Annotated in this window: 14 protein-coding genes; 10 read left to right on the top strand and 4 right to left on the bottom strand. The window is 55.2% G+C overall.

Annotation, left to right across the window (positions count from 1 at the left end; genetic code table 11):
* Nucleotides 1–135: 135 nt before the first annotated feature.
* Complete coding sequence (gene degP, locus SB719_RS11170; RefSeq protein ID WP_065650094.1) at nt 136–1,572, top strand: serine endoprotease DegP; 1,437 nt, start codon at nt 136–138, stop codon at nt 1,570–1,572.
* Nucleotides 1,573–1,732: 160 nt separating this feature from the next.
* A complete protein-coding gene (locus tag SB719_RS11165; RefSeq protein ID WP_065650093.1) occupies nt 1,733–2,890 on the top strand; it encodes a CdaR family transcriptional regulator in 1,158 nt (385 codons plus the stop codon).
* Between the two features lie 42 nt (nt 2,891–2,932).
* Here SB719_RS11165 and SB719_RS11160 read toward each other — a convergent pair whose 3' ends face one another.
* From SB719_RS11160 to map, 4 genes are all read right to left on the bottom strand, one after another.
* Nucleotides 2,933–3,325 (bottom strand): DUF3461 family protein, encoded by a 393-nt coding sequence (locus tag SB719_RS11160; RefSeq protein ID WP_065650092.1) that lies wholly within the window; start codon nt 3,323–3,325, stop codon nt 2,933–2,935.
* 279 nt (nt 3,326–3,604) lie between these two features.
* On the bottom strand, nt 3,605–4,429 hold the full coding sequence (dapD, locus tag SB719_RS11155) for a 2,3,4,5-tetrahydropyridine-2,6-dicarboxylate N-succinyltransferase (RefSeq protein WP_065650091.1): 825 nt from the start codon (nt 4,427–4,429) through the stop codon (nt 3,605–3,607).
* Between the two features lie 74 nt (nt 4,430–4,503).
* Nucleotides 4,504–7,161 (bottom strand): bifunctional uridylyltransferase/uridylyl-removing protein GlnD, encoded by a 2,658-nt coding sequence (gene glnD, locus SB719_RS11150; protein WP_292975578.1) that lies wholly within the window; start codon nt 7,159–7,161, stop codon nt 4,504–4,506.
* A gap of 65 nt (nt 7,162–7,226) precedes the next feature.
* Nucleotides 7,227–8,018 carry a type I methionyl aminopeptidase gene (gene map, locus SB719_RS11145; protein WP_065650089.1) on the bottom strand — a complete coding sequence of 264 codons (792 nt, stop codon included), beginning with the start codon at nt 8,016–8,018 and terminating at the stop codon, nt 7,227–7,229.
* A 320-nt stretch (nt 8,019–8,338) separates the two neighbouring features.
* Between map and rpsB the strand changes: the two genes are divergently transcribed.
* The 8 genes from rpsB (at nt 8,339) to rseP (ending at nt 16,245) form a co-directional block, all read left to right on the top strand.
* The gene (rpsB, locus tag SB719_RS11140) at nt 8,339–9,064 is read left to right on the top strand and encodes a 30S ribosomal protein S2 (RefSeq protein ID WP_039382724.1); all 726 of its coding nucleotides are present in this window, start codon (nt 8,339–8,341) and stop codon (nt 9,062–9,064) included.
* 184 nt (nt 9,065–9,248) lie between these two features.
* Nucleotides 9,249–10,100: a translation elongation factor Ts gene (gene tsf / locus SB719_RS11135; RefSeq protein WP_065650088.1), complete on the top strand. Its 852-nt coding sequence runs from the start codon at nt 9,249–9,251 to the stop codon at nt 10,098–10,100.
* A gap of 153 nt (nt 10,101–10,253) precedes the next feature.
* Nucleotides 10,254–10,979 (top strand): UMP kinase, encoded by a 726-nt coding sequence (pyrH, locus tag SB719_RS11130; RefSeq protein ID WP_039382729.1) that lies wholly within the window; start codon nt 10,254–10,256, stop codon nt 10,977–10,979.
* 189 nt (nt 10,980–11,168) lie between these two features.
* Complete coding sequence (gene frr, locus SB719_RS11125; protein ID WP_065650507.1) at nt 11,169–11,726, top strand: ribosome recycling factor; 558 nt, start codon at nt 11,169–11,171, stop codon at nt 11,724–11,726.
* Nucleotides 11,727–11,891: 165 nt separating this feature from the next.
* Nucleotides 11,892–13,094, top strand: a complete 1,203-nt coding sequence (ispC, locus tag SB719_RS11120) for a 1-deoxy-D-xylulose-5-phosphate reductoisomerase (protein ID WP_412159231.1) — start codon at nt 11,892–11,894, stop codon at nt 13,092–13,094.
* Nucleotides 13,095–13,255: 161 nt separating this feature from the next.
* On the top strand, nt 13,256–14,008 hold the full coding sequence (ispU, locus tag SB719_RS11115) for a (2E,6E)-farnesyl-diphosphate-specific ditrans,polycis-undecaprenyl-diphosphate synthase (protein ID WP_065650086.1): 753 nt from the start codon (nt 13,256–13,258) through the stop codon (nt 14,006–14,008).
* An 18-nt stretch (nt 14,009–14,026) separates the two neighbouring features.
* The gene (gene cdsA, locus SB719_RS11110; RefSeq protein ID WP_293005692.1) at nt 14,027–14,884 is read left to right on the top strand and encodes a phosphatidate cytidylyltransferase; all 858 of its coding nucleotides are present in this window, start codon (nt 14,027–14,029) and stop codon (nt 14,882–14,884) included.
* An 11-nt stretch (nt 14,885–14,895) separates the two neighbouring features.
* Nucleotides 14,896–16,245 carry a sigma E protease regulator RseP gene (gene rseP, locus SB719_RS11105; protein ID WP_065650084.1) on the top strand — a complete coding sequence of 450 codons (1,350 nt, stop codon included), beginning with the start codon at nt 14,896–14,898 and terminating at the stop codon, nt 16,243–16,245.
* Nucleotides 16,246–16,248 lie beyond the last annotated feature (3 nt).

Below are 16,248 nucleotides of genomic sequence, written 5' to 3'. Positions count from 1 at the left end.
GGCCAGTTTTGTAAAGACGACGCATAAATATTTACCTTTAGGCAAAACTTTATCGTCTTTTTTGCGTATAAAATTTATCTCCGTTATGACGGCCACAGCAATGGTCAGGCTGCAACTTTCAGAGAGAAAAAACGAATGAAAAAAAACAGATTGATGCTGAGTGCGCTGGCACTGAGTCTGAGTATGGCGTGCGCGCCTGCTGCAGTGTTTGCCGCTGAGACGGCTTCCTCCTCCAGTCAGCAGCTGCCAAGCCTGGCACCCATGCTGGAAAAAGTGATGCCTTCCGTGGTGAGCATCAACGTTGAGGGCAGTACGGCGGTAAACACCCCGCGTATGCCGCAGCAGTTCCAGCAGTTCTTTGGCGATAATTCACCGTTCTGTCAGGATGGATCCCCGTTTCAGGGATCGCCGCTCTGCCAGGGCGGCGGTGCAGATGAGGGCGCACCCGGCAATGCACCAAAACAGCCATTCCGTGCGCTGGGTTCCGGCGTCATTATTAACGCTGAAAAAGGCTACGTGGTTACCAATAACCACGTAGTGGATAACGCCACAAAAATTCAGGTTCAGCTCAGCGATGGTCGCCGCTATGAAGCTAAAATCATCGGTAAAGATCCGCAGTCTGATATTGCCCTGATCCAGCTGCAGGATGCTAAAAACCTGACCGCCATTAAAATGGCCGATTCCGATACGCTGCGGGTAGGCGACTACACCGTTGCCATTGGCAATCCCTATGGGCTGGGTGAAACCGTGACCTCCGGCATTGTCTCTGCGCTGGGACGCAGCGGCCTGAATGTGGAAAATTATGAAAACTTCATTCAGACCGACGCCGCCATTAACCGCGGTAACTCGGGCGGCGCGCTGGTTAATCTGAACGGCGAGCTGATTGGTATTAACACGGCTATTCTGGCACCGGATGGCGGTAACATCGGTATCGGCTTTGCTATTCCCAGCTCGATGGTCAAAAACCTGACGGCGCAGATGGTGGAGTTTGGTCAGGTAAAACGCGGTGAGCTGGGGATCCTTGGTACCGAGCTGAACTCAGAACTGGCGAAAGCGATGAAGGTTGATGCCCAGCGCGGCGCCTTTGTCAGCCAGGTACTGCCAGGTTCTGCGGCGGCAAAAGCAGGCGTAAAAGCCGGCGACGTGGTGGTTTCACTGAATGGCAAGCCGCTGAGCAGCTTTGCTGCCCTGCGTGCCGAAGTGGGCTCGCTGCCGACGGGCACCAAACTGCAGCTGGGTCTGCTGCGCGAGGGTAAATCTCAGAGCGTGACAGTTGAGCTGCAGCAGAGTACCAAAGACAAAGTACAGTCGGCGACCATTTACACCGGTATTGAAGGCGCCGATCTCAGTAATGTGGAGAGCAATGGCCATAAAGGCGTGCGCGTTGACAGCGTGAAAGCAGGCAGCGCGGCCGCGCGTATCGGCCTGAAGAAAGGTGACATCATCCTCGGGGTTAACCAGCAGGCGATCAGCAACCTGGGCGAACTGCGTAAAATCCTCGACACGAAACCGCCTGTACTGGCGCTCAACATTCTGCGCGGCGACGCGTCGCTTTATCTACTGATGCAGTAATTCCCGGTGCATAAACAGGGCGGGCTGCGGCTCGCCTTTTTTCTTTTGTGCGCCCGGTAACATTTCCCGCAATCTCTTCGCCACTATGTGCAATTGCACAATGTCAGCAGCCATCAGGATGCGTATTCTGTCGGTTTGCCTCTTGCTCAGGAAGTGATCCATGGCAACTTCTCATCTTGATGCGCGTCTTGCGCAGGATATCGTTGCGCGCACCATGAAAATTATCGACAGCAATGTCAATGTGATGGACGCGCGCGGGCGCATCATCGGCAGCGGCGACCGTGAACGTATCGGCGAGCTGCATGAGGGCGCGCTGCTGGTACTGTCGCAGGGCAGGGTAGTGGATATCGATGAAGCGGTAGCCAAGCATCTGCACGGCGTGCGGCCTGGCATCAACCTGCCGTTGCGTATTGAAGGCAGTATTGTGGGTGTTATCGGGCTGACCGGGGAACCTGCTGCCCTGCGGCACTATGGTGAACTGGTCTGCATGACGGCAGAGATGATGCTGGAGCAGGCGCGGCTGCTGCATTTGCTGGCGCAGGATAGCCGCCTGCGTGAAGAGCTGGTGCTCAACCTGATCCGCAGTGACACGCTCTCGCCAACCCTGAACGAATGGGCGCAGCGGCTGGGCATCGATCTTAACCAGCCACGCGTGGTGGCGGTGGTGGAAGTGGATAGCGGCCAGCTCGGTGTGGACAGCGCAATGTCAGAGCTGCAGCAGCTGCAAACGCTGCTTACCACACCGGATCGCGATAACCTGATCGCCATTGTATCACTGACGGAGATGGTGGTACTGAAACCCGCGCTGAACGCTCACGGCCGTTACGATCACGACGATCACCGCCGGCGCGTTGACCAGCTGCTGCAGCGCATGCGAGAAAGCGGCCAGGTGCGCATGCGGATTGCGCTGGGCAATTATTTTCCGGGTCCGGGCGGCATTGCGCGCTCGTGGCGTACAGCCCGCACCACTATGTCAGTGGGTAAGCAGCGTATGCCGGAGCAGCGCAGTTTTTTTTATCAGGATCTGGTGCTGCCGGTACTGCTCGACAGCCTGCGTGGCGGCTGGCAGGCCGGTGAACTGGCACGCCCGCTGGAAAAACTCAGAAGCATCGATACCAACGGTTTATTGCGGCGAACGCTGCTTGCCTGGTTCAGCCATAACGTGCAGCCTGGCGCCACGGCACGCGCGCTGTTTATTCATCGCAATACGCTGGAGTATCGCCTGAACCGGATTTCAGAGCTGACCGGGCTGGATCTCGGTAATTTTGACGATCGGCTGCTGCTGTATGTGGCGCTGCAGCTGGATGAACAGGCATAAAAAAGGCCAGCTGCGCTGGCCTGAAAGCGGTCAGTAAACCGATCAGCGACTGTTGCGGGTCAGCTGATCGAGATCGGATTCAATTTCAGCGATCTTATTTGAAACCACGCTCTCCAGATGGCGCAGATCGTCGAGGATCTTGCGTTTCAGATCCACTTCAACCCGATCGCGCTGGCAAATCTGATCCAGCTCATCGATAACATACCGCAGGTTGGGGCTGATCTCCTGAATTTCACGGAAACCCTGACCGTTATGCTCGGCCACCACGGTTTTGCGCTGGCGCGGATATTTGAATTTCACGCTCTTGGCGAAAAACTCACCTTTATCTTTGCGGAAATAGATTTTCAGGATGTCATTGTTCGCTTCCTGACGCAGACTGTAACGATCGATGTCTTCAGGATTGCTGATACCTAAGCTTTTCAGGTTGTCATACATGGCGTTTAAATTCCCTCTGAGAGTGAGTGAGCGCGCAGACATGTCATCAATCGTTCCAGGTTGGATCCGGAACGCTTACGGCATACTTATAAACTTTAGACGAAAAACCGGGTCAGACAGTGCGCGTCCGGCATTAACTGGCGCGGATTATGAACTGTTTGAAAAGTAAACGCACCAGTTAATTTGCGGCGCAAAACAGGTTATATCAGGCAGGCTGTAAAGAAAAAATGACGGTACTGTTTCCGGTACCGTCATCAGAAGAAGAATAACGCCGGGAGGTTAATCGATGGTACGCAGCAGTTCGTTGATACCCGTTTTGCTCAGCGTTTTAGCATCCACTTTTTTCACGATTACCGCGCAGTAGAGGCTGTAGCTGCCATCTTTCGACGGCAGGTTGCCAGAGACCACCACTGAACCGGCCGGAACGCGACCATAGTGCACTTCACCGGTTTCACGGTCGTAAATTTTAGTGCTCTGCCCGATGTAAACGCCCATCGAGATCACTGAGCCCTCTTCGACAATCACACCCTCAACGATTTCAGAGCGCGCGCCGATAAAGCAGTTATCTTCAATGATGGTCGGGTTAGCCTGCAGTGGCTCCAGCACACCGCCGATACCCACGCCGCCGGAAAGATGCACGTTTTTGCCAATCTGAGCACACGAGCCCACGGTGGCCCAGGTATCAACCATGGTGCCTTCATCAACAAAAGCCCCAATGTTGACGTAAGAGGGCATCAGCACGGTGTTACGCGCAATATAAGCGCCCTGGCGCACGGCCGCAGGCGGCACTACACGGAAACCTGCCGCTTTGAAACGCGCGTCATCCCAGCCGGCAAATTTCATCGGGACTTTGTCATAGAAGCGGGTTTCAGCCCCTTCCATAACCTGATTGTCATTGATGCGAAACGACAGCAGCACCGCTTTTTTCAGCCACTGATGCGTTACCCATTCGCCATCGATTTTTTCAGAGACGCGCAGCTCGCCGCTATCCAGCAGGTCAATCACCTGATTGATCGCATCACGGGTGGCACTGTCGACGCTGGCGGGCGTGATGTCAGCACGGCGCTCAAAGGCGGATTCAATAACGCTCTGTAACTGTTGCATAGCTATTTCCTGAGTCTGTCATACGGATGCCCGGATGTGTCCGGACAGGATTCAATTTATCTGTGCAGTGTGATTCAGGACACTTTATCGTTTGGATTAAGGGCCTCTGTCAACCGTTGTTGTAACACATCACGCATTTCTGCATTCAGCGCACGCCGTTCGCTGTTGGCAAGGATAAAGAGATCCTCGACCCGTTCGCCAATGGTGCTGATGCGCGCGCCGTGCAGCGATACGCCAAGATCGGCAAACACTTCGCCCACCCGGGCCAGCAGACCCGGCTGATCGAGCGCGATCAGCTCCAGATAACTGCGCCGGTCAGTGTGGGTCGGCAAAAATTTCACCTCGGTATCCACGCTGAAATGTTTCAGGCGGGCAGACTGGCGTCGGGTGCGCGGCGGCACCCACTCCTGCTGCGTAATCGCCTGCTGCAATGCCTGAATAATCAGCGGGTGGCGATCGGGTGACAGCGGGCTGCCATCCGGCTCAAGAACGATAAAAGTGTCCATTGCCATGCCGTCGCGGCTGGTGAAAATCTGCGCATCGTGCACGCTCAGATTACGGCGATCGAGTTCACCCGCTACGGCAGCAAACAGATAGGGGCGATCCGGGCTCCAGATAAAAATTTCCGTGCCGCCGCGCGTCGCCTGCGGGCTGACCAGCACCAGCGGCTGGCTGAGGTCATGGTCAATCAGATGACGGGCATGCCACGCCAGCTGATTAGGCGTATGGCGCAGAAAATAGTCGGCGCGGCAGCGGCTCCAGATATGGTGCAGCCGCTCTTCATTAAGGTTCTCCATGCGCAGCAGCGCCAGCGCCTGCAGACGATGGTGGCGCACCCGCTCACGCAGATCCGGGCTATTTTCCATGCCGCGTCGCAGCTGCTTCTCGGTAGCAAAAAACAGCTCGCGCAGCAGGCTCTGCTTCCAGCTGTTCCACAAACTCTCATTAGTGGCGCAGATATCGGAGACGGTGAGGCAGACGAGATAGCGCAGACGGTTCTCATTCTGCATTACCTCGGCGAACTGCTGGATCACCGTCGGGTCCTGAATATCGCGGCGCTGAGCCGTGACTGACATCAGCAGATGATGACGTACCAGCCAGGCCACTAACTGGGTTTCACGGGAGTTGAGGTTGTGCAGCTCAGCAAACTCCAGCGCATCCTGCGCGCCCAGGATTGAGTGATCGCCGTTGCGGCCTTTGGCAATATCGTGGAGCAGCGCTGCCATCAGCAGCAGCTCCGGCTGCGGCAGGCGGGGCCAGAGTTCCACACACAGCGGATGCTTTGGCCGGGTGCTCTCATCGGCAAAACTTTCCAGCTTCTGCAGCACGCGAATCGTGTGCTCATCCACCGTATAGGCGTGAAACAGGTCAAACTGCATCTGCCCGACCACGTTGCCCCATAGCGGCGTATAGGCGGAGAGTACGCTATGACGATGCATTGGCAGCAGCGCGCGTTTAACCGCGCCGGGATGGCGCAGAATCGCCATAAATGTGCGTCGCGCCTCAGCAATCTGGCACAGCGGCTGCTGCAGATGGCGGCGCGCATGGCGCAGCTGGCGCAGGGTGGTGGAGTAGATCCCGCTAATCGAGGCGTTGCGTACCATGACATAAAACATGCGCAGAATGGCCTGCGGCTCGCGCTGAAACAGATCCGGATCGCGCAGGTCGATCAGATCGCCGCGTAGCTGAAAATCATCATCCAGCGCGCGCGGCTTTTCGGTCGCTGGCAGCGCAAGGATCGCTTCATCAAACAGCTGCAGCAGCATCTGGTTCAGCTCGCTGATGCGGCGCGTTACGCGGTAGAAATCTTTCATCATGCGCTCAACCGGCTCATTGCCTTCGCCGGAGTAGCTGAGGCGATGCGCTACGGTCAGCTGCCGATCAAAAAGCAGGCGGTTGTCGTAGCGCGGCAGCGTCAGATGCAGCGCGAAACGGATACGCCAGAGAAATTCCTGACACTCGTTGATTTCATTGCGTTCCGCTTCGGTCAGAAAGCCAAAGCCCATCATCTCATCCATCGTGGTGGCACCAAAATGGCGACGCGCCACCCACTGCAGCGTATGAATATCGCGCAGGCCGCCCGGACTGCTTTTGATATCGGGTTCGAGATTGTAACTGGTGCCGTGGTAGCGCTGATGACGCTCCTGCTGCTCTTCAATTTTGGCGGCGAAAAAACGTGACGAGGGCCAGAAGCCTTCGCTGAAAATATTTTTCTGCAGTTCAAGAAACAGCGCGACGTCGCCGGTCAGCATACGCGACTCAATCAGGTTGGTCGCCACGGTGAGATCGGATAACCCCTCGAGCAGGCACTCCTCAAGCGTGCGCACGCTGTGTCCCACTTCAAGCCGCAGGTCCCACATCAGCGTGATCAGTTCAGAGGTGCGCTGCGCGGCTGCTTCATTGAGCGGCTGACGACTGAGGATCAGAATGTCGATGTCTGACAGCGGATGCAGCTCGCCACGGCCATAGCCGCCTACCGCCACCAGCGCCATATCGCTTAGCGTATCGAAACCAAAAAAACGCCACAGTCGTCGCAGCAGGCGATCGATAAATAGCGTGCGCGTATCGATCAGCGACTCCACATCGCTGCCGGCATCAAAGGCGAGGCTCAGCGCGTGCTGAAACTGTTCCAGCGCGGCTTTCAGCTGCTCACGCGTCAGGGCGTCGTCGGCCCAGCCGGCAGGTGAATCGGTGAGAATTTTGTGTACTGCCTCGGTCACGTTACCGCTCATCAACATGCCCCTTCGCGCATTAAAAAGCCGGCATTAAGCCGGCTCGGTGTGTAGCAGAGAGAGGATTATACGTTTTCCAGCCGCGCCGGAATGGTGTCATCCTCACGCAGCGTCAGAATCTCACAGCCAGTTTCCGTCACCACAATAGTATGCTCATACTGTGCGGACAAGCTGCGATCTTTGGTTTTCACCGTCCAGCCATCCTTCATAGTGCGGATGCGGTAATCGCCTGCGTTGACCATCGGCTCCACGGTAAACGTCATGCCGGCCTGCAGCACCACGCCGCTGTCGTCGGCGTCATAGTGCAGCACCTGCGGCTCTTCATGAAAGCCTTTGCCGATCCCGTGACCGCAATATTCACGCACCACAGAGAAATCCTGCGCCTCAACGTATTGCTGAATCGCACGTCCCAGCTCACGCAGGCGGATGCCCGGCTTCACGAGACGCAGAGCGATATAGAGGCTCTCCTGCGTCACGCGGCAGAGGCGCTCGCCGAGGATAGTGGGCTTGCCGACGATAAACATCTTTGAGGTGTCGCCGTGATACTCATCTTTGATGACGGTGACATCGACGTTCACGATATCGCCGTCTTTCAGAACGCGGTCGTCGCTGGGAATACCGTGGCACACCACTTCGTTTACCGAGATGCAGACCGATTTAGGGAAGCCGTGATAGCCCAGACAGGCAGAAACCGCCTGCTGCTTCTGCGTAATGTGCTCGTGGCAGAGGCGATCAAGCTCACCGGTGGTCACACCCGGCACAACGTGAGGGGCGATCATTTCCAGCACTTCCGCGGCCAGACGGCCCGCCACGCGCATTTTTTCGATTTCGTCAGGAGTTTTAATTGAGATAGCCATGAATTTTTCCGCAATCGCCGAAATTTTCGACAATAATGAGTTCTGTGGCAGTCATGTTAGCAGGCAGCAAATGGGCTGCCAAATCGGGATTGCCGCACACGTTTTGCGCTAACAACCGCTGGCGTATTTATACCTGTTATGGTATAAAGCGCGCCGACGATTCTCTGCTGCCTTACGAATGCGAGACGGCAGGAAGCGCATAAATCTCATTATGTGTACTAAAACACACATGTATCGACACATACGCCGGGGTGCCTTGAAAGAGGTCGGTCGTATGGGATACATGGAGGCCCAACCCCAAACATACTTTAGAGGTAATCATGGCAACTGTTTCCATGCGCGACATGCTCAAGGCTGGTGTTCACTTCGGTCACCAGACCCGTTACTGGAACCCAAAAATGAAGCCATTCATTTTTGGTGCACGTAACAAGGTTCACATCATCAACCTTGAGAAAACTGTACCAATGTTCAACGACGCTCTGGCTGAGCTGCAGAAGATCTCTTCTCGCAAAGGTAAAATCCTGATCGTTGGTACCAAGCGCGCTGCTGCTGAAGCGGTAAAAGAGTCAGCTCTGAGCTGCGACCAGTTCTTCGTTAACCACCGCTGGTTAGGTGGTATGCTGACTAACTGGAAAACCGTTCGTCAGTCAATCAAACGTCTGAAAGATCTGGAAACTCAGTCTCAGGACGGCACGTTCGACAAACTGACCAAGAAAGAAGCACTGATGCGTGCTCGTGAGCTGGCCAAGCTGGAAAACAGCCTGGGTGGTATCAAAGACATGGGCGGTCTGCCAGATGCGCTGTTTGTTGTTGATGCTGACCACGAACACATCGCAATCAAAGAAGCAAACAACCTGGGTATCCCGGTATTTGCTATCGTTGATACCAACTCTGATCCAGATGGCGTTGATTTCGTTATCCCTGGTAACGACGATGCGATCCGTGCTGTAAGCCTGTACCTGACTGCTGTTGCCACTACCGTGCGCGAAGGCCGTTCACAGGATCTGGCTGAGCAGGCTGAAGACGCGTCTTTAGAAAACGCTTAATAAGGATTGCTCTTTCTGAGAGCCCTTAGACATCAGATGTTATCTGTATAAGGGGCCGCACAGGCCCCTTTTATTTATCTCCGTCTGTCGCGCTCCCTGTTACGGGCTGGCGGGGCAGAGTAAATTTTCCGCAACAGGTTTCTGCGCGTGCCCACGCACCCGGAAACGAACCGAGGATTCTGGAATGGCTGAAATTACCGCTGCATTGGTAAAAGAACTGCGTGAGCGTACTGGCGCAGGCATGATGGACTGCAAAAAAGCGCTGACTGAAGCGAACGGCGACATCGAGCTGGCAATTGAAAACATGCGTAAGTCTGGCGCAATCAAAGCTGCGAAAAAAGCGGGTAACGTTGCAGCTGATGGCGTGATCAAAACCAAAATCGTTGAAGGCTACGGCGTGATTCTGGAAGTTAACTGCCAGACTGACTTCGTTGCTAAAGATGGCGGTTTCCAGGCGTTTGCTGACAAAGTTCTGGATGCGGCAACTGCCGGCAAAATCACCGACGTTGAAGCGCTGAAAGCACAGTTCGAAGAAGAGCGTGTTGCACTGGTTGCTAAAATTGGTGAGAACATCAATATCCGTCGTGTAGCAGTACTGGAAGGTGCTCAGCTGAACAGCTATCAGCACGGCGCGCGTATCGGCGTTCTGGTTTCTACCACTGCTGCTGATGAAGAGCTGAGCAAGCAGATCGCAATGCACGTTGCGGCGAGCAAGCCAGAATTCGTTAAGCCAGAAGATGTTTCTGCTGACGTGGTTGAGAAAGAGTACCAGGTACAGCTGGATATCGCGATGCAGTCTGGTAAGCCAAAAGAGATCGCAGAGAAGATGGTTGAAGGCCGCATGAAGAAATTCACCGGCGAAGTCTCTCTGACTGGTCAGGCTTTCGTTATTGACCCAAGCAAAACTGTTGGTCAGGCGCTGAAAGAGAAAGGCGCAGACGTCATCAACTTCATCCGCTTTGAAGTGGGCGAAGGCATTGAGAAAGTTGAAACCGACTTTGCAGCTGAAGTGGCTGCAATGTCCAAACAGTCTTAATGAATGACCGGAACCGCCGCGAGGCGGTTCTTTTTTGTCTGCGTTTTGACGCAGTGATTTTCAGTCTCATCCCAATAGCTTTTTTGACGCGCTAAGCGGATGATTCACCAGATTTAACTTCTCATTCATCTTATCCTCCAGGAAGAATTGACCATGGCGACCAACGCAAAACCTGTATACCAACGTATCTTACTGAAACTGAGCGGCGAGGCCCTGCAGGGTGCCGAAGGTTTTGGTATCGACGCGAGCGTGCTTGACCGCATGGCGCAAGAGGTGAAGGAGCTGGTTGAGCTGGGCATCCAGGTAGGTGTGGTGATTGGTGGTGGCAACCTGTTCCGCGGCGCAGGTCTGGCTCAGGCGGGCATGAACCGCGTAGTCGGCGACCACATGGGCATGCTGGCGACCGTCATGAACGGCCTGGCGATGCGTGATGCGCTGCACCGCGCCTATGTGAACGCACGCCTGATGTCTGCCATCCCGCTTAACGGCGTCTGTGATAACTACAGCTGGGCCGAAGCGATCAGCCTGCTGCGTAATAACCGCGTGGTGATCTTCTCTGCGGGTACCGGCAACCCGTTCTTTACCACCGATTCTGCGGCCTGCCTGCGCGGCATTGAAATTGAAGCGGACGTCGTATTGAAGGCGACGAAAGTAGACGGCGTCTACTCAGCCGATCCGGTTAAAAACCCGGACGCGACGCTGTACGATCAGCTCAGCTACGCTGAAGTGCTGGAAAAAGAGCTTAAAGTTATGGATCTGGCCGCCTTTACGCTGGCGCGCGACCACGCGCTGCCGATTCGCGTCTTCAATATGAACAAGCCTGGTGCACTGCGTCGCGTGGTGATGGGTGAAAAAGAAGGCACCCTGATTACGCATTAATATCCGATGCAAGGTAAAATAAGGTATATTCTGATAGCGCAGTGCCTGACGCTGCGCCACTACCTGACATAATCGCTGTTGCAGGCGGCTTATGCGTCAGCAGCAGGTAGCAGGATGATCGATGTTTATCGATACCAGTTCCGACGCGTGCGGAAATGGCCAGGTCAAACCGAATCCAAGGGTTTTAACGTGATTAACGATATTAAAAAAGATGCCGACACACGCATGGATAAGTGCGTGGAAGCATTCAAAAGCACCATCAGCAAAGTGCGTACCGGCCGTGCTTCACCTTCACTGCTCGACGGCATTGTGGTGGAATATTATGGTACACCTACGCCACTGCGTCAGCTCGCCAGCGTGACGGTAGAAGATTCCCGTACGCTGAAAATCAACGTGTTTGACCGCTCTCTGGGCCCGGCCGTTGAAAAAGCGATCATGACGTCTGATCTCGGCCTGAATCCAAGTTCAGCCGGTACCGATATCCGTGTTCCGCTGCCAGCGCTGACAGAAGAGCGTCGTAAAGATCTGATCAAAATCGTACGTGGCGAAGCAGAGCAGGGACGTGTTTCCGTGCGTAACGTTCGCCGTGACGCCAACGATAAGATTAAAGCGCTGCTGAAAGATAAAGAGATCAGCGAAGATGACGAACGTCGTTCACAGGATGAAATCCAGAAAATGACCGACCTTCACATCAAGCACGTTGATGCTGCGCTGGCTGAAAAAGAGAAGGAGCTGATGGACTTCTGAGTCTGTCAGCCCGGTCTGTATCTGCTGGAGGCAGGTGATTGCCTGCCTGTAACAGATATAAAACGCCGTTCAGAGCCGTATTCGTACCGAATGCACTCTGGCGGCGTTTTACATTGTGCCTGGCGCCGTTGCGGGCACCCATGATGACTTCACAGGGATAGCATGATGAAGCGATTAACCCTTCTGGGATCCACCGGCTCAATTGGCACCAGTACACTGGCGGTTGTGGCCGCGAATCCTGAACTTTATCAGGTCACTGCGCTGGTAGCAGGGCAGAATGCCGCGCTGATGGCTGAGCAGTGTCACCAGTTCCGGCCGCGCTATGCAGCGATGTCTGATGAGACCGCCGCTGCCGACCTGCGTGAGCGACTGAAAGCACTCAACGTTGATACCGAAGTGCTCTCCGGCGTTCAGGCAGCCTGCGAGCTGGCGGCGCTGGATGATGTTGATCAGGTGATGGCGGCGATTGTCGGCGCATCGGGCCTGCAGCCGACGCTGGCAGCAATTCATGCCGGGAAAACCGTACTGCTGGCCAACAAAGAGTCACTTGTCACATGCGGCCGCTTGTTTATGGAGGCGGTGCGTCAGCATCAGGCGCAGCTGCTGCCGGTTGATAGCGAGCATAATGCCATTTTTCAGAGTTTGCCCGCTTCCATACAGCATCAGTTGGGGTACGCTGATCTGCGGGAGAACGGGATCGACTCGATTCTCCTTACGGGATCGGGTGGTCCTTTTCGTGACACGCCACTGGCAGATCTGGCTACAATGTCGCCGGATCAGGCCTGTGCGCATCCGAACTGGTCGATGGGGCGCAAAATCTCCGTTGATTCGGCCACTATGATGAATAAAGGTCTTGAATACATTGAAGCCCGCTGGTTGTTCAACGCCACTGACGCGCAAATGGAGGTCATCCTGCACCCGCAGTCGGTGATCCACTCTATGGTGCGTTATTGTGACGGCAGCGTGCTGGCGCAGCTGGGCTCGCCTGATATGCGCACACCGATTGCTCACAGCATGGCATGGCCTGCACGCATCGCCGCTGGCGTTACGCCGCTTGATTTCATCCGAATGAAAGCACTGACGTTTGCTGAACCCGATTACGTGCGCTATCCCTGCCTGAAGCTGGCAATTGATGCGTGTACTGCAGGGCAGGCGGCCACGACGACGCTGAATGCAGCAAATGAAATCGCGGTAGCAGCGTTTCTGCAGCATCAGATTCGCTTTACCGATATTGCCGCCCTCAACAGCGAAGTACTGGGGACGCTCAGTTGTCCGGAGCCCGCCAGTATTGATGATGTGCTGGAAATCGATCGGCTGGCGCGGCAGCGTGCAACGGCATTGCTGTCACGCGTCTCTCTGGCTGGCTGATAGCCCCGCTATTTGTTCGCTCTGGCTGAAAATGGTATAGTCGCTCGCGTTTTACGGCACGACATTGTTTCGATGTCATCCGGCTTACGAGCCGGCCTTTGCCGCAGGCGCAATGTATTCAGAAAACACAGCATTTCTGATGAAAGGAATTATTACGCGTTATGTCGTCCAACAATCACAATACAATCGATGACGGGTCGTACTGCACACCACGTCACGTGGCCATCATTATGGATGGTAATGGTCGCTGGGCAAAAAATCAGGGCAAACTGCGTATTTCAGGCCACAAAGCCGGGGTAAAATCGGTTCGCCGTGCCGTCAGCTTTGCGGTCAGTCACAAGCTGGAAGCGTTAACGCTCTATGCGTTCAGCAGTGAAAACTGGAGCCGACCGCCGCAGGAAGTGACGGCGTTGATGGAATTATTTATCTGGGCTCTCGACAGTGAAGTAAAGAGCCTGCATAAACATAATGTGCGTCTGCGCATTATTGGTGATATCAGTCGTTTTTCTGGTCGTATTCAGGAACGCATTCGCCGCGCCGAGGAACTGACTCAACAAAATAATGGACTGACCCTCAACATTGCTGCCAACTATGGTGGCCGTTGGGATATTATCCAGGGTGCCAGGAAACTGGCCGAACAGGTTCAGGAAGGGCTACTGCGTCCTGACCAGATAACCGAAGAAAGCCTTGCTCCCTACCTCTGTATGCAGGAGCTGGCGCCGGTGGATTTAGTGATAAGGACCGGGGGAGAGCATCGAATCAGCAACTTCCTGCTGTGGCAGATAGCCTATGCTGAGTTCTGGTTTACCGATGTTCTTTGGCCTGATTTTGATGAACATGTTTTTGAAGGTGCACTGAATGCATTCTCTCTGCGGGAGCGACGCTATGGCGGCGCTGCACCAGGCGGCGCCTGAGCTACCTGGGGGTAACCTTTGCTGAAGTCTCGTCTGATCACCGCGTTTATTTTGATTCCGCTGGTGATCGCTGCGCTATTCTGGTTACCGCTGTCTGGTTTCGCGATTACCACGATTGCTATCTGCATGCTTGCCGCCTGGGAGTGGGGGCAGCTGGCTGGCATGGCTACCCGTCAGCAGCGCGTCTGGCTGGCACTGCTCTGTGGTCTGCTGCTGTCAGCGATGCTGTTTACCTTACCGTCCTATTCACACGATGCGCACCAGCCTCAGCTGGAAAGCTCGCTCTGGGCTGCACTTGGCTGGTGGATCGTTGCGCTATTCCTGGTGCTGTTCTATCCCGCCTCTGCCGCGCTATGGCGCGGCTCGCGCCCGCTACGTCTGCTATTTGGTGTGCTGACCATTGTGCCGTTTTTCTGGGGCATGATCGCCCTGCGCCAGTATCACTACGACACCGATCACTTTGCCGGCGCCTGGTGGCTCCTGTTCGTTATGCTGCTGGTCTGGGGCGCGGACTCGGGTGCCTATATGTTTGGTCGTCTGTTCGGCAAAAACAAGCTGGCGCCTAAAGTTTCACCGGGTAAAACCTGGGAAGGTTTCTTTGGCGGACTGCTCTCCTCGGCTATCATCGCCTGGCTGTTTGCGCTGCTGGCTCCGCTGACGGTGGCGCCGGGTACGCTGATTGCCTGTGCCGTTGTTGCCACGCTTGCCTCCGTACTGGGCGATCTCACGGAAAGCATGTTCAAGCGTGAAGCGGGCATCAAAGACAGTGGAAATCTCATCCCCGGCCACGGCGGTATCCTCGATCGTATCGATAGCCTGACAGCAGCCGTGCCGGTGTTTGCCTGCCTGCTGCTGCTGGTGTTTCATACCCTCTAGGAGCAGCAACTATGTTAAGCATTCTCTGGAGTTTTGCTGCTTTTATCGTCGCACTGGGCGTGCTGATCACCGTGCATGAGTTTGGCCACTTCTGGGTGGCGCGGCGCTGTGGCATCTATGTTGAGCGCTTTTCTATCGGTTTCGGTAAAGCCCTCTGGCGACGTACTGACCGGCAGGGGACAGAGTATGTGATTGCGCTGATCCCGCTTGGCGGCTACGTCAAAATGCTGGATGAGCGTGTAGAGAGCGTTCCCGCTGAGCGCCGTCACGAAGCGTTTAACAACAAAACTGTGCTGCAGCGTGCAGCTGTCATCGCCGCAGGTCCGGTTGCCAATTTCCTCTTCGCTATTTTCGCTTACTGGCTGGTCTTTATGCACGGCGTGCCCGGCGTACGGCCGGTGGTTGGCGAAATTGTGAGCGGCTCCGTTGCGGCGGAAGCGCAAATTCAGTCTGGCATGGAACTTAACGCAGTTGACGGTATCGAAACGCCTGACTGGGATGCTGTGCGCATGGCCCTGATTGGGAAAATCGGCGATGAGAGTACCACGCTGACAGTGTCTCAGTTTGGCGAAAGCGTCACGCAGCAGAAGCGGGTTGATCTGCGCGACTGGCAGTTTGAGCCAGATAAGCAGGATCCGGTGGTGGCGCTCGGCATTCGCCCACGCGGGCCGCAGATTGAAACCACGCTGGCAGAAATACAGGCTAATTCACCCGCCAGCGCTGCCGGTTTGCAAGCGGGCGACAGGATCGTTAAAGTCGATGGTCAGCCGTTAACGCAGTGGCAGGCTTTTGCCAGCCTGGTGCGGGATAATCCGGATAAACCGCTGCAGCTTGAGGTTGAGCGAAAGGGTGAACAGCAGCGTCTGACGCTGACGCCAGCCGCGAAGCCGGGCAAGCCTGATGAGGGGTTCGCAGGCGTTATTCCGCGCGTGCAGCCGCTGCCTGACGCGTATAAAACGGTGAAACAGTATGGACCGGTGGCCGCTATCGGTGAGGCAGGGGTCAAAACCTGGCAGCTGATGAAGCTTACGGTGTCAATGCTGGGTAAGCTGATTACAGGTGATGTAAAGCTGAATAACCTGAGCGGCCCGATTTCGATTGCGCAGGGTGCGGGTTTATCAGCGGAGTACGGGGTGATTTACTATCTGATGTTCCTGGCGCTGATTAGCGTCAATCTGGGCATCATCAACCTGTTTCCATTACCGGTTTTAGATGGTGGGCATCTGCTTTTTCTGGCGATCGAAAAGATCAAAGGGGGACCGGTGTCTGAGCGAGTTCAGGACTTCAGTTATCGCATCGGCTCAATTTTGCTGGTGCTGTTAATGGGACTTGCACTTTTCAATGATTTCTCTCGCCTGTAACGT

This window comes from Pantoea sp. SIMBA_079 (genome assembly GCF_046940275.1).
GTDB classification, from domain to species: domain Bacteria; phylum Pseudomonadota; class Gammaproteobacteria; order Enterobacterales; family Enterobacteriaceae; genus Pantoea; species Pantoea borealis.
Note: the sequence above shows the minus strand (reverse complement) of the source record. Positions and strands in the feature narration are given on the sequence as shown.

Bases quoted from the DNA above. Each gene is read 5' to 3' on its own strand.
- ispC (WP_412159231.1), top strand. From the start codon at position 11,892: ATGAAGCGATTAACCCTTCTGGGATCCACCGGCTCAATTGGCACCAGT.
- SB719_RS11160 (WP_065650092.1), bottom strand. From the start codon at position 3,325: ATGTATGACAACCTGAAAAGCTTAGGTATCAGCAATCCTGAAGACATC.
- map (WP_065650089.1), bottom strand. From the start codon at position 8,018: ATGGCTATCTCAATTAAAACTCCTGACGAAATCGAAAAAATGCGCGTG.
- degP (WP_065650094.1), top strand. From the start codon at position 136: ATGAAAAAAAACAGATTGATGCTGAGTGCGCTGGCACTGAGTCTGAGT.
- rseP (WP_065650084.1), top strand. From the start codon at position 14,896: ATGTTAAGCATTCTCTGGAGTTTTGCTGCTTTTATCGTCGCACTGGGC.
- tsf (WP_065650088.1), top strand. From the start codon at position 9,249: ATGGCTGAAATTACCGCTGCATTGGTAAAAGAACTGCGTGAGCGTACT.
- dapD (WP_065650091.1), bottom strand. From the start codon at position 4,429: ATGCAACAGTTACAGAGCGTTATTGAATCCGCCTTTGAGCGCCGTGCT.
- rpsB (WP_039382724.1), top strand. From the start codon at position 8,339: ATGGCAACTGTTTCCATGCGCGACATGCTCAAGGCTGGTGTTCACTTC.
- SB719_RS11165 (WP_065650093.1), top strand. From the start codon at position 1,733: ATGGCAACTTCTCATCTTGATGCGCGTCTTGCGCAGGATATCGTTGCG.
- glnD (WP_292975578.1), bottom strand. From the start codon at position 7,161: ATGAGCGGTAACGTGACCGAGGCAGTACACAAAATTCTCACCGATTCA.
- pyrH (WP_039382729.1), top strand. From the start codon at position 10,254: ATGGCGACCAACGCAAAACCTGTATACCAACGTATCTTACTGAAACTG.
- ispU (WP_065650086.1), top strand. From the start codon at position 13,256: ATGTCGTCCAACAATCACAATACAATCGATGACGGGTCGTACTGCACA.